Annotated in this window: 10 protein-coding genes; 7 read left to right on the top strand and 3 right to left on the bottom strand. The window is 72.0% G+C overall.

Annotated features, from left to right (window positions below; translation table 11 throughout):
- The first annotated feature begins 1 nt into the window (after position 1).
- The 5 genes from HED23_RS17565 to HED23_RS17585 are packed head-to-tail and all read left to right on the top strand — an operon-like array spanning position 2 to position 6230.
- Positions 2-604: a hypothetical protein gene (locus HED23_RS17565; protein WP_203184333.1), complete on the top strand. Its 603-nt coding sequence runs from the start codon at positions 2-4 to the stop codon at positions 602-604.
- Positions 601-1680, top strand: coding sequence for a DUF1565 domain-containing protein (locus HED23_RS17570; RefSeq protein ID WP_203184334.1), 1080 nt, complete (start codon positions 601-603; stop codon positions 1678-1680). Before HED23_RS17565 ends, HED23_RS17570 begins: the two co-directional genes overlap by 4 nt.
- Positions 1677-2837, top strand: coding sequence for an SGNH/GDSL hydrolase family protein (locus HED23_RS17575; RefSeq protein ID WP_203184335.1), 1161 nt, complete (start codon positions 1677-1679; stop codon positions 2835-2837). Before HED23_RS17570 ends, HED23_RS17575 begins: the two co-directional genes overlap by 4 nt.
- Before the next feature lie 11 nt (positions 2838-2848).
- A complete protein-coding gene (locus HED23_RS17580) occupies positions 2849-5251 on the top strand; it encodes a polysaccharide lyase 8 family protein (RefSeq protein WP_203184336.1) in 2403 nt (800 codons plus the stop codon).
- A gap of 4 nt (positions 5252-5255) precedes the next feature.
- Positions 5256-6230 carry an acetylxylan esterase gene (locus HED23_RS17585; protein WP_203184337.1) on the top strand — a complete coding sequence of 325 codons (975 nt, stop codon included), beginning with the start codon at positions 5256-5258 and terminating at the stop codon, positions 6228-6230.
- Positions 6231-6239: 9 nt separating this feature from the next.
- Here HED23_RS17585 and HED23_RS17590 read toward each other — a convergent pair whose 3' ends face one another.
- Positions 6240-7814, bottom strand: coding sequence for a phytoene desaturase family protein (locus HED23_RS17590; RefSeq protein WP_203184338.1), 1575 nt, complete (start codon positions 7812-7814; stop codon positions 6240-6242).
- Positions 7815-7956: 142 nt separating this feature from the next.
- On the opposite strand from HED23_RS17590, the gene HED23_RS17595 reads away from it, so the two are divergent.
- Positions 7957-8583 carry a DinB family protein gene (locus tag HED23_RS17595; protein WP_203184339.1) on the top strand — a complete coding sequence of 209 codons (627 nt, stop codon included), beginning with the start codon at positions 7957-7959 and terminating at the stop codon, positions 8581-8583.
- 33 nt (positions 8584-8616) lie between these two features.
- Here HED23_RS17595 and HED23_RS17600 read toward each other — a convergent pair whose 3' ends face one another.
- Together HED23_RS17600 and HED23_RS17605 are read right to left on the bottom strand one after the other, a co-directional pair.
- Positions 8617-10863 carry a serine/threonine-protein kinase gene (locus tag HED23_RS17600; RefSeq protein ID WP_203184340.1) on the bottom strand — a complete coding sequence of 749 codons (2247 nt, stop codon included), beginning with the start codon at positions 10861-10863 and terminating at the stop codon, positions 8617-8619.
- Between the two features lie 333 nt (positions 10864-11196).
- A complete protein-coding gene (locus HED23_RS17605) occupies positions 11197-11766 on the bottom strand; it encodes a hypothetical protein (protein WP_203184341.1) in 570 nt (189 codons plus the stop codon).
- Between the two features lie 531 nt (positions 11767-12297).
- Between HED23_RS17605 and HED23_RS17610 the strand changes: the two genes are divergently transcribed.
- Entirely contained in the window at positions 12298-12735 is a 438-nt protein-coding gene (locus tag HED23_RS17610; RefSeq protein ID WP_203184342.1) for a hypothetical protein, read from the top strand.
- Positions 12736-12742: the final 7 nt, after the last annotated feature.

Here is a 12742-nt window from a genome sequence, read left to right on the forward strand (position 1 = left end):
CATGCGGGCAATCCTCCCGTCCGGTGGGACGGCGCTGCTGCGCCGCCTGGAGTTCATCGCCTTTCCGGCCGCCGCCGGGGCGGCGTGCTCCGTGCTGTCCCTGGGCGTCGTGACCTGGCTGCCCGCGCTGGCCGCGATGGGACACGCCCTTCAGCTCTGGCGCGCCGAGGGGGACAGCCGTGTGTTCGTGAACACTTTCGCCGCCTTCCCCCGCTACTGGCGGGGCTTGTGGCGGCACGGCCTGCTCTCCACGGCGGCGGCAGCTGTTCTCACCGCGAACATCTTCTACCTGCTGGGGCGTTCGGAGCCCTGGACGTTCGTCGTGCTCGCCGCGCAGCTGGGCATCTCGGCCGCTCTCGTCATCCACCACATCGCGCTGGCGGCCGAGGCCGGCCGGGCCCGCGACGGTTCCGTCCGCACCTGGACCGCCGGTGCGCTCGCCCTCGGCTTCGGGTCACCGGCCCGGGGCACCGCGCTGCTCGGCGCCGTGATCTCAGCCGTGCTGCTCTCTCTCGTCGTACCGCTCGGGCCGCTGCTGCTGGGCCCCAGCGTCCCCGTACTGCTCGCTCTGTCCTTCGCCGATCCCAGGAGGCACACCCCATGAGCCGTCCACTGCGTACAGCCCTCGTCGCCGCGCTCGCCGCCGGTACCCCGCTCCTCTACGCCGCGCCGTCCCCGGCCGCCGAGGCGGCCACCGCGTACTACGTCTCGCCGTCCGGGAGCGACTCCGCGGCCGGTACGTCCTCCGGTGCTCCGCTGGCCACGGTCCAGAAGGCGCTGGAACTGGCGCCCACCGGCTCGGTGGTGCATCTCGCGGCAGGCACATACCGGCAGGACGTCGTCACCACGCGCCCCGGCGTCACGATCACCGGGCCGTCGAACGCGGTGGTGAAGGGCGCGGGCGACAGCCGGGTCATCCAGGTGCGGCACGACTCGACGACGCTGAGCGGGTTCACCGTCGACGGGCTGCACGGCTCGGCCGACGACGTCACTGGCTACCGTCTCAAGCTCGTCTACGTCATGAGCACGACCCCTGGCAACGGTGTGGGGGCGCTGCACATCACCGGCATGACGCTGAAGAACGCGGCGGACGAATGCCTGCGGCTGCGCTATCTGGTCACAGGCGCGGAGGTGAACGACAACACCATCACCGACTGCGGGGTCGCCGACTTCAAGTTCGGCGGCGGCGGCAAGAACGGCGAGGGCGTCTACCTCGGCACGGCCCCCGAGCAGCAGGGCGCCAACGGTGCCCCGGACGCGGCGGCGGACATCAGCAGGAACAACCGCATCCACCACAACACCATCGTCACCCGTGGCAACGAGTGCGTGGACGTGAAGGAGAACTCGACGAACAACTACGTCGAGTACAACGACTGCAGTGGTCAGAAGGACCCGAGTTCCGGCGGGCTCGACGCACGCGGGAGCGGCAACATCTTCCGCTACAACACCGTGCACGACAACGTGGGTGCGGGTGTCCGCCTCGGCGGTGACACCGCGACCGACGGCATCGACACGAGCGTGTACGGCAACACCGTCACCGGCAACGCGGGCGGCGGCATCAAGTTCATGCGCACCCCGCAGGGCCCGGTGTGCACCAACACCATGAGCGGCAACACCGGCGGCGACGCCGTCGGCACCTATGCCGACGAGTACGACCCGACCGGAGCGTGCCCGCAGTGACCGTCAAGGGGCCCGCGAGACGCGGGATACTGACGGCCGCCGCCGCGGGAGTGGCCACGGCCGCGGCGACGGCGCCCACCGCACGGGCCGCGCAGTCCGACGGCACCGGTGGTCCGAGAGGTGCCGGCAGCTGGGTCACGTCCTGGGCGACGGCCCAGACCGCGCCGACCGAAGCGGACACGGTGGCGGCCGCCGGACTGACCGACGGGGTGTTCACCGCGACCGTGCGTCTCTCGGCCGGTGGCCGGGTGCGCCTGAGGTACGGGCACGCCTTCGGGGCCCTGCCCGTGCAGATCGGTCCGGTGACCGCCGGCGGGCGGGCGGTGACGTTCGGCGGAAGGCGGCAGGCGTGGCTGGCCGCCGGCGCGTCCCTGACCAGCGACACGGTGGACGGGCTCCGCGCCCCGGAAGGATCGGCGCTGACGGTCGAGACCAGGCTGCCGGGCCCCACGGGCCCGTTGTCCTTCCACCGCAACACGCACGCTTCGCACAGCGTCGACGGGGCGCGCACCACCTCGGTGTTCCTCCTGACGGGCGTCGAGGTGGCCGGAGCCCACGGTCCCGTCGTCGCGGTCCTCGGCGACTCCGTCACGGAGGGCGTCGGCACGCCGGACGACGCCGATCTGCGCTGGCCGGACCAACTGGCCCGACGGCTTCCAGGAGCGGCCGTCGCCAACCTGGGCGTCAGCGGCAACAGACTGCTGCTGGACGACGCGCGGTTCGGGCCCGGCGGCCAGGCACGCTTCGACCGCGACGTCCTCTCGCTGCCCGGCCTTCGCACCGTGCTGGTCCAGCTCGGCGTCAACGACCTCCAGCAGCCGCCCGCCCAGACGGACTCCTCGCTCGTGCTGGCCGGGTACCGCCAGCTGGTGCTGCGTGCCGGGAACGCGGGGCTGCGGACCGTCGGCGCGACCATCACCCCGTTCGAGGGCTGGACCCGCTGGACCCCGGAGCTCGACGAGGTGCGGCAGCGGCTCAACCGCGCGGTACGCACCGGCCACCTGTTCGACGCGGTCGCAGACTTCGACGCCGCGCTGCGCGACCCCGCACGCCCGTCGCGTCTGCGGCCCGCCTTCGACAGCGGTGACGGCCTGCACCCCAATCCTTCCGGTCACGCCGCGCTCGCCGGGGCCGTCGACCGCCGACACCTGCTGTGAGGACCCGAACCATGACCCCAGGCACCGGCACCACACGTCGCACCGTCCTTGCCGGAGCGGCGGCGCTCGGCGCGGCCGTCACCCTGCCCCTCACCCTCACCCCTGGCACCGCTCACGCCGCCGCTTCGGAGGCCGGCGCTCTGCGCGCCCGCTGGCACACCCTGCTGACCGGAGGCCCCGGTCTCGACCTCGCGGACGAGCGGATCGCTGCGGCCGTCGCCAGGACCGGCCGGGCAGCCACCACTGCGGCCAAGGGCCTGGATCCGTCCCGTACCGACGGGCTGTTCGCGGACCTCACCAGCACGGCGCTCTCCAACCACGTCACCACCTCGTTCAAGCGCCTCGCCACGATCGCGACGGCGTGGGCGGTCCCCGGCACCCCGCAGCACGGTGACGCCGCCCTGCGCGACCTGCTGCTCGCCGGCATCGACTGGATGCTGACGAACCGCTACGGTCCCGGGCACACCCGCTTCGACAACGACTGGGACTGGGAGATCGGCTCGGCCCTAGCGCTCAACGACACGACCGTACTGCTGTACGACGCACTCGGATCGGAGCGGCTGGAGCGGGTCACCACGGCGGTGCGGCACTACACCCCCGACCCGAACCTGTGGCGCGTCGACCGGCAGATCGCCACCGGAGCCAACCGTGTGTGGGTCTCCACCGTGGTCGCCGTCAACTCCGTGCTCCGTGACGACGGGGACGGCCTGGCCCGGGTGCGTGACGCTCTTTCGGACGTCGAGGGTTCTGGGGCCAACAGCGTCCTGGCCTTCAACGACCGCACGGACGGCACTGCGGGGACGGGAGAGGGCTTCTACGCGGACGGCTCGTTCCTCCAGCACTACAAGCACCCGTACAACGGCGGCTACGGCAAGGAACTGCTCAACAGCCTCTCCCGTCTGCTGAATCTGCTCGCGGGCACCGACTGGACGGTCACCGACCCCGATCTGGACAACGTCCGTGGCTGGGTCCTCGAAGGTTTCGACCCGCTGCTGGCGCGCGGCGATGTGATGGCGTCGGTGTGCGGGCGCGAGATCGCCCGTCCCAGCAAGCAGGGCCATGCCTCGGCGCAGACGGTGATCGAGGCGGTGCTGCGGCTGATCCCGAGCTTCCCCGGTGAGACGGGTGAGGGCTTCACCGCACTCGTCAAGCAGTGGATCGCCGAGGACACCTACCGGGACTTCCTCGCGGTCACCGACCCGGCGTCCCTCGTCGCCGCGTTGCAAATCATCGATTCACCCGTCCCGGCGCGCGGTCCGCTGGTCACCCACAAGCAGCACCCCCGGATGGACAAGGCGGCGCACCACCGGCCCTCGTTCGCCATGGGCATCTCGGCGTACTCGAGCCGGATCTACAACTACGAGTCGATCCAGAACGAGAATCTGCACGGCTGGCATCTCTCCGACGGCATGGTGCTGCTGTACACCGACGACCTCGGGCACTACAGCGAGGACTACTGGCCGACCGTCGACCCCACCCGGCTGCCGGGCACCACGGTCGTCACCGGCCGGCCGGCGGACGCCGCGGGCCAACGGACGACGAGCACCGCCGACTGGGCGGGCGGCACGGCCCTGCCGGGGACGACCCTCGGCGCGTACGGCATGGAACTGCGGGGGTACGGAAATACGCTGCGCGGCCTGAAGAGCTGGTTCTGCCTGGACGACGTGATCGCGTGCACCGGATCCGGCATCGGCGCGGACGCGGGCACCGTCGAGACGGTCGTCGAGAACCGCAAGCTGCGCGATCCGTCCGCGACGCTCCTCGTCAACGGCAGCGCGGCACCCGGCGGCACGGACTGGTCGGCGTCGCTCGGCAAGGTCAGGTGGCTGCACCTCGAAGGGACCGGGGGCTATGTATTCCCCGAATCCGCCGACCTGCGCGGAATCCGTGAGGAACGCACGGCCACCTGGCGGGAGATCAATCTCAAGTACGGCACGGACACCCCGGTCACCCGCCCCTATCTGACGTTGTGGCAGGACCACGGGGCGGCTCCCGCCGGTGCCGGCTACTTCTGGCTCCAGGCCCCGGCAGCCTCCGCGGCCCGCACCCGGCAGTGGTCGGCGGCGCCTCCGGTGCGGCTGGTCTCCCGCTCGACTGCGGTGCACGCGGTACGCCGCCCCGCGGACGGTCTGCTCGCCGCGAACTTCTGGACCGCGGGCACCGCGCAGGAGCTGGCGTCCGACGGCCCCGCCTCGGTGCTGGTACGCCCGGACGGCAGGACGCTCACGGTGGCGCTGTCCGACCCGACGCAGCTGCGCTCCTCGGTGGTGCTCGACCTGGCCCGGCCCGGCCTCACGGTCGCCGCCGCGGATCCCCGTATCCGCGCCACGCGCTCGGGCCGGGGGCTGCGGATCACCGCGGACACGGCGGGCCTGCACGGCGCGACCCTCACCCTCACCCTGAAGAGGAGCTAGACACTTGCTGTTCGACATGCCCCTGGAGCGGCTGCGCGAGTACCGGCCCGAGACCGAGGAGCCCGCGGACTTCGACGCGTTCTGGGAGAAGACCCTCGGCGAGACGGCCCGCCACGGCATGGACGCCGCGTTCGTCCCGTACGACGCCGGGTTCACCACCGTGGACGTGTACGACGTGACGTTCACCGGCTGGGGCGGGCAGCCGGTGAAGGCCTGGCTGATGCTCCCTCGCGTCCGCTCGGGTCCGCTGCCGGCCGTGGTGCAGTACATCGGGTACAACGGCGGCCGTGGCATTCCCTACTCCTGGCTGACCTGGAGCGCGCTCGGCTACGCCCATCTGGTCATGGACAACCGGGGCCAGGGCGGCGGTGGCAAGAACACCGCGGACACCCCTGACCTCGGCCCGGACGGCCACGGCTCCTCCTCGCCCGGGTTCCTCACCCGTGGCATCGAGGACCCGTACCGGCACTACTACCGCCGCCTCATCACCGACGCCGTACGCGCGGTCGACGCGGTGAAGGCCCACGAGGCCGTGGACCCCTCACGGGTCGCGGTCCTCGGCGGCAGCCAGGGGGGCGGCCTCGCGCTCGCCGTCGCCGGGCTGCGCGACGACGTGGCCGCGGCCGTAGCCGATGTGCCGTTCCTCTGCCACTTCCGGCGCGCCTCGCAGATCACGGACTCGGGCCCGTACGCGGAGATCGCCCGCTGGCTGTCCGGGCACCGCTTCCGGATCGAGGAGGCGATGGAGACCCTCTCCTACTTCGACGGGGTCAACTTCGCGGCGCGGGCGACGGCCCCGGCGTGGTTCTCGGTGGGGCTGATGGACCGGATCTGCCCGTCCTCGACGGTCTTCGCGGCGTACCACGCGTATGCGGGCCCCGCCGAACTGGAGGTGTTCACGTACAACGGTCACGAGGGCGGCGCGGAGTACGACCTGCCGCGCAAGCTGGGGGCACTGCGCGGGGTGTTCGGGACGTAGACGCGGCGGTCACCGGCCCAGCGCCGCCATGGCGGCGTTGTGGCCGGGCACCCCGCTGACCCCACCGCCGCGCACCGCGCCCGCCCCGCACAGCAGGACGTTGGCGTGAGCGGTCTCCACACCCCAGCGGCCCGTCTCCGCCGTGGCGTAGGGGAAGGAGAGGTCCCGGTGGAAGATGTGCCCGGCGGGCAGCCTCAGGTCCCGCTCCAGGTCGAGGGGGGTCCTCGCCTCGATGCACGGCCTGCCGTCGGCGTCGAGGGCGAGGCATTCGGTGACCGGCTCCTCGAGATGGGCGTCGAGTTCGGCCAGGGTGGCTTCGAGCAGAGCGGCGCGCGTCGTCTCGTTGTCCTCCGTGAACAGCCGGGCCGGGGTGTGCAGGCCGAACAGGGTGAGGGTCTGGTAGCCACGGGCCGCGAGATCGGGGCCGAGGATCGACGGGTCGGTCAGCGAATGGCAGTAGATCTCGGAAGGCGGGGCGGAGGGCGGACGTCCGGCAGCGGCCTCACGGTAGGCGGCGGCCAGTTGCTCGTACCCTTCGGCGATGTGGAACGTTCCGGCGAAGGCGCGGTGCGGGTCGACCGAGTGGTCACGGAGCCTCGGCAGTCGCGTGAGCAGCATGTTCACCTTCAGCTGGGCGCCCTCGGCCGGGGTGGGCGGCGCCTCGCCGAGGAGCTCGGCCAGCGCCTGCGGCGAGGCGTTGACGAGAACCCTGCGCGCGCCGACCACGTGCTCCCCGTCGGGCGAGCGGACAGTCACCTCGGCGCGCGTGCCGTCGGTCTCGATGCGGGTCGCCTCGTGCAGCACGCGGATCTCGGCGCCGGCCGCGCGGGCCGCGCCGGCCAGGGCGTCGGTGAGCGCGCCCATGCCGCCGACCGGGACGTCCCAGTCACCCGTGGAATTGCCGATCACGTGGTAGAGGAAACAGCGGTTCTGGACCAGTGACGGCTCGTGGGCGTCGGCGAAGGTGCCGATCAGCGCGTCGGTGAGCACGACACCGCGTACGAGGTCGTCGGCGAAGTTCTCCTCGACGGCGACGCCGATGGGCTCCTCGAACAGCATGCGCCAGGCGTCCGTGTCGTCGACGCGCGCCCGCAGTTCCCCGCGGGCGGGCAAGGGTTCGGTGAGTGTCGGGAACACCCGCTCCGCCACCCTGCCCGTCATTCCGTAGAAGCGCTGCCACGCGTCGTACTCCCGGCCGTCGCCGGTGAGTGCGGCGAAGGACTCCCGGGTGCCGTCGCCGCCGACGAGCAGCCCGGTGGGCCGGCCACCGCGTACGGCGGGCGTGTACGAGGAGACGGTGCGCTTGCGTACGGCGAAGTCCAGGCCGAGCTCGCGGACGATCTTCTGCGGGAGGAGCGAGACGAGGTAGGAGTAGCGCGAGAGCCGGGCGTCGATCCCGTCGAAGGGCCGGGTCGAGACCGCCGCTCCCCCGGTGCCGCCGAGCCGTTCCAGGACGAGGACCGACTGTCCGGCGCGGGCGAGGTAGGCGGCGGCGACCAGGCCGTTGTGGCCGCCGCCGACGATCACCGTGTCGTAGGCGGCGTGCGCGGGTGCGCCAGGTGAGGACGTCTCGTCTGCGGGCATGCCCCCTTCGTAACACGTGATGATCGCCCCTGGACAGAGGTGCGGGCCGTGGCGCAGCGTGCTCGGAGCCCCGAAACCCGCTGGGCGCCGTGCCGACGCCTGTGGGAGGGGCTGGCGGCCGCTGCCCGTCCGAGGAGGATCCATGAACGTACCCGACCGCCTGGTCCCGTTGCTGAAGCAGTTCGACTGGGCCTGCGAACGCCTCGGGAACCGTCTGGCGGGGCCTTTCGTCGACAGCGGGAACGGCACGGATGTGGCGGCGCCCGTAATGACGGACGATGAGTACCTGTGGGAGCCGGTGCCGGACTGCTGGTCGGTCCGCCTGCGCGGCTCGGGTCCGGGGCCAGGCGGAACCTCCCTGACGGGTGCCGGTGGATGGGGGCGGGACACGGCGCCGTTCCCGCACCCTGCGCCGCCGCCCTTCACCACCCTCGCTTGGCGCCTGAGCCATCTCAGCGAGCTGCTGACCCTGCGTGCCGATCACTCGGCGGGGACCCGCAGTCTGACCCGCGAGGACTACCGGGTGGCCGGTGACGCGGCGGGAGCGCTCGCGGACTTCGGTGCGTCTGCCGCCGCGTGGCGTGGGGCGCTGCTCGGCGCGGACGACGCGGCCCTGGACACGGTCGGGTACAGCACGTACCCGTACGGCAGCGACCCGGAGGACCCCTTCCTGGACACCGTGTGGTGGGTCAACCAGGAGCTGCTGCACCACGGGGCGGAGATCGCGCTGCTGCGTGACCTCTACCGCGTGAGGGGCGGCCTGGCCTGACGGTGTGTGAGCCCTCACCGCTCGGACCTGCGGTCAGTGCGGCGGAATCCCGCGCTCCCGGCGCAGGTCGGCGACCCGACGGTGGAGGTCCACAGCCTCGGTGCTGCGACCGAGCTGTTCCAGGCAGTGCGCCTGGTCGTTGCGGCTCGCGAGGGTGTCGGGATGGCCGGCCCCCAGGACCCGTTCGCGGATCTCGGCGACCGTGCTGTAGTCGGTGAGCGCGTCGGCCCAGCGGCCGAGCCAGCCCAGCCCGACGGCGACCTCGCGGCGGCTGACGAGCGTGTCGGGGTGGTCGGGCCCCAGGGTGCGTTCCCGGATCGCGCAGACCTCGCGTGCCTCGGCGAGCGCCTCCTCCCAGCGTGCCATCCGCCCCAGGTTGACGCCGAGGCCGTGCCGGGCGCGCAGAGTCTCGGGGTCCGCCGGGCCGCCGACCCGGGTGCGGTCCTCGGCCAGGGCCCGATAGAGCTCCAGGGCCTCGGCGCTGCGGCCCAGTCTGCCGAGGCTGATACCCACCTCGTAGCGCGCGGACAGCGTGTCGGGGTGGTCCGCGCCGAGAGCGGTGGCGCGGGCCTGCGCCACTTCGCGATAGATCTGCAGGGCCTCGGGCCAGCGGTCGAGCCGGCCGAGTGTGTACGCCACTTCGTACAGCGTGACCAAGGTGTCCGGATGCGTCGCGCCGAGCAGGCGGCCGCGTGCGTCCGCCACCTCACGGGCCATGCGGTACGAGTCCTCCAGGCGGCCCAGTCTGCTGAGGTTGAAGGCGAGGTTGTGGCGGCAGCGCAGGGTGTCGGGGTGGTCCGGTCCCATGGCGCGCTCCCGCGAGGCGAGCACCTCGGTGTAGACCTGGTGGGCCTCGAAATGACGGCCGAGTTGGCCGAGGACGTACGCCGTCTCCTGCCGGGCCGCGAGTGTCCCTGCGTGGTCGGGGCCCAGGGTGCGTTCGCGGCCGTCGGCGACCGCACCGAATTCGCGCAGCGCGTCCGCGACGCGTCCGGTGCGGCTGAGGGTGAAGCCCACCTCGTACCGGCTGGCGAGGGTGTCCGGGTGGTCGGGGCCGAGCGCGAGCGCGCGTTCGGCGGCCACCGCGCGGTGCACGTCGCCCGCCTCCTCCCAGTGGCCCAGGCGGCTCAGGTCGAGTCCGGCGCTGTGCCGGCCGGCCAGGGTGGCGAGCAGTTCGGGCGACGGGGTGGGGCGGCCCTGTCCTGCGGACGGGAAGCCGGCGGCGACGGCTTGCCCGGTCCCGGTGGTCCACGCGCCGGTCAGGCCCGCAGCGTGGTCGACCTCGGCTGTCCCGGTGTACCTGGTGCCGGTCGCCTTGTGACCGCTGGTCATGTTGCGCGTCCAGGAGGGAAGCTGCCGCCCGGCTGCCCCTGGCCGCCGGACCGGCCCGGGTGGGGCGGGCCTGACCCGTCCGGCTTCCGGCTGCTCGCCGGTGCGCCCGAGCGAGATGCGCCTGCGCAGGTCACCGGCGTCGTCCGGGCGCTCCCCGGGCGTTTTGGCCAGCAGCTCCAGGACGACCTCGTCGAAGAACCCCGGGAGTTCGGCGCGGTGGGTGCGCAGTGGTTCGGGAGCGGTGTCCCGGTGTCCGACGAGCACGCCCCAGGCGTCGTCCATGTCGAACGGCGGTACACCCGTGGCGATCTCGTACAGCACACAGCCCAGGGAGTAGAGGTCACTGCGGTGGTCGACGTCCCCGCCGCTGATCTGCTCGGGCGACATGTAGTGCGGGGTGCCCATGGCTATGCCGGTGCCGGTGAGCCGGGAACTGAAGCCGATGTCGTGGCCGAGCCTGGCGATGCCGAAGTCGCAGATCTTCACGGCGCCGTCGTCGAGACGCATGATGTTCGCGGGCTTGAGGTCACGGTGCACGATGCCCTGCTGATGGGTGTAGCCGAGGGCGTCGGCGACCTGTTCCGCGATGTCGACGACATCGGCCACCGGCAACGGGTGCTGCTTGTTGTCCTCCAGGAGCTGGCTGAGGTTGCGGCCTTCCAGGAGCTCCATGACGAGATAGAGGACGCCGTCGGACTCACCGAAGTCGTGGACGACGGTGACACCACGGTGCTGGAGCGCCGCGGCCACCCGCGCCTCACGCCGGAAGCGCTCGCGCAGGATTCGGGTGAAGGCCTGATCATGCTGCGGCCCCATCGGTTTCAGGCACTTGACGGCCACCTGCCTGCCCAGCGATTCGTCGCGCGCGCGCCATACCTCGCCCATGCCTCCGCGCCCGATCATGTCGAGCAGCCGGTACCGGCTCTGGATCAGCCTGGTGTCCGCCATCGCCTGTTGTCGCCCCCGTCTGCTTGGCTGCTCGCTGTCGCTGCGCCCTCCCCGGCCCGTCCAGTATGGCTGCCTGACCCCGGAGTTCGTACGGGGCGGTCGGCTGCCGGGCCGATCCGTGCCATCGCCTTCACGATGTGCCCCGGCCGGGGAGGCGGTCGGGAATGCCGCGCGGGACGGTACCCGTGGTGCGAGGGCGTCGGCTGCCGGGGGCGGTGCGGCTCTGCCGTACGGCTGACGAGCGTATGCGGGGCAGCGGGAGGAAGAGGACCTGATGCCTTGGAGCGCGAGGAAGCCCCGGGCCGGTCGGTCCGGGGCTTCGCCGTGCCGTGACTACTCGCGGGGCTTGAGGGGTTCGCAGCCGCTGATGCTGACGACCCCGTCTTCCTCGGCAAGCGTGATGATGACGCGTTCGTCGGCGTTGGCGGTCTTGATCTTCGGCATGGTCGTGTCGCCGGAGGGGTCCGTGGTGATGGTGCAGAGCTCGAAGATGCCCTTCTCGGCCCCTGCCGAGGTGTACGTCCCGGCCGGAATGTCCTCGCCGACGACCCAGTCACCGGACGAGTACTCCGGATCCTTCTTCGGCTCGGGCTTCTCGGCGGCCTTCTCCGGCGTCTTCTCCGCCGGCTTCGCGGGTGCAGCCGTTGCGGGCTCGTCGGCCGGCGCGGTGACTTCCAGGATCGGCGACTTGCCCTCGGCCTGGGTGCTGTCGTCGTCGACGGCCAGCCCGATGATGACGAGGAGGATGAAGAGCCCGCCGAAAACGCTGCCGAGGACGATGGCGACGATGGCGCCGCCGCTCATCTTCTTCTTCGGGGGCGGCGGGTAGCCGGGGCCGCCGGCGAAGGCCTGCCCCTGGTACGGCTGGCCGTAGGGCTGCTGCGGCGGATATCGGTCGGTCATGGTTCCCCCCGGGGAGGTGCGTGGAATCGGGATGGTGTCGACTGCGAGGCGGCCCGTATCGAGGGCTTGTGGGGCATGGGGAACTATCCGAGGGTGGCGGCCAGTTCGCCCTTCTCGGCCTCTTCAACGGTCAGCTTGATGTTCCCGTGGTGCGACACAGAGCGGGATCTTATATGCGAATCGGTGCAGGTGGTGCAGGAGTTCGCGAAATGGATCCTCTCGGCGGTGGCGCTGGTTCCGCGTGTGGGCTATGACGCCGCGGATTCGGCTGCTGATGCTGCTCCTGTCCACGGCGACGTGGCCCTGATGGCAGCGCGTGGCGAGGGAAGTCTCGACCGTGTTCTCGATGTGCGAGACGAGCCGGCCATTGGCGAGTGCGGCGACGGGGCTGCCGCAGGCGCGACCGGGGCCTCATGGCAGGGGCGTCGAGGCGGGCGCGGTCGTGCCGGAAGGATCATGACTCGTAGGATGGCGTCCCGACGCGGTCACGCGCCTACCGCGACCGCGCGTGTCCTGGGGAGGGGTGGGGCTGTGCCCAGGTGGGGGCTGGTCGTCGAACAGAACCTCGGGTACGGCCGGCAGGGGCGGGTGTGGTCGGTCGGCGTGATGGACCACGTGGAGGGAACGCGTGAGGAGGCGCTCGCGGCCCTCCGGGTCCGGGCCGAGCGCTTCGAGCCGGTCCACCCGGCCAACCCGAAACGCCGGAGGCTGTACCGGGAGGCTGACGGTTTCCTGCTGGTCGTAGAGGGGGTCTGGCAGCCCTGGCACTGCCGGTTCACGGTGGCCGAGCAGGTCTACGACAGCGTGGCTCCCGAGCCTGTGGACGAACAGCGGCCGGCCCCGGAGCCGGCGCCGCCGCTTCCGGAGGCCGCGCCCCGCACACCTGAACCCGGCCCCGGACCTCCGCCCGCCTGGGACGCGCAGGTGCCCGAGGTGCCGTCCTGGCTGGGCCGGGACGACCTCGCCTGAGGCGTTG

The organism is Streptomyces pratensis, from assembly GCF_016804005.1.
GTDB lineage: Bacteria > Actinomycetota > Actinomycetes > Streptomycetales > Streptomycetaceae > Streptomyces > Streptomyces pratensis_A.

Coding starts and splice junctions, on each gene's coding strand:
- HED23_RS17565 (WP_203184333.1), top strand. CDS start 2: ATGCGGGCAATCCTCCCGTCCGGTGGGACGGCGCTGCTGCGCCGCCTG.
- HED23_RS17570 (WP_203184334.1), top strand. CDS start 601: ATGAGCCGTCCACTGCGTACAGCCCTCGTCGCCGCGCTCGCCGCCGGT.
- HED23_RS17580 (WP_203184336.1), top strand. CDS start 2,849: ATGACCCCAGGCACCGGCACCACACGTCGCACCGTCCTTGCCGGAGCG.
- HED23_RS17590 (WP_203184338.1), bottom strand. CDS start 7,814: ATGCCCGCAGACGAGACGTCCTCACCTGGCGCACCCGCGCACGCCGCC.
- HED23_RS17595 (WP_203184339.1), top strand. CDS start 7,957: ATGAACGTACCCGACCGCCTGGTCCCGTTGCTGAAGCAGTTCGACTGG.
- HED23_RS17600 (WP_203184340.1), bottom strand. CDS start 10,863: ATGGCGGACACCAGGCTGATCCAGAGCCGGTACCGGCTGCTCGACATG.
- HED23_RS17605 (WP_203184341.1), bottom strand. CDS start 11,766: ATGACCGACCGATATCCGCCGCAGCAGCCCTACGGCCAGCCGTACCAG.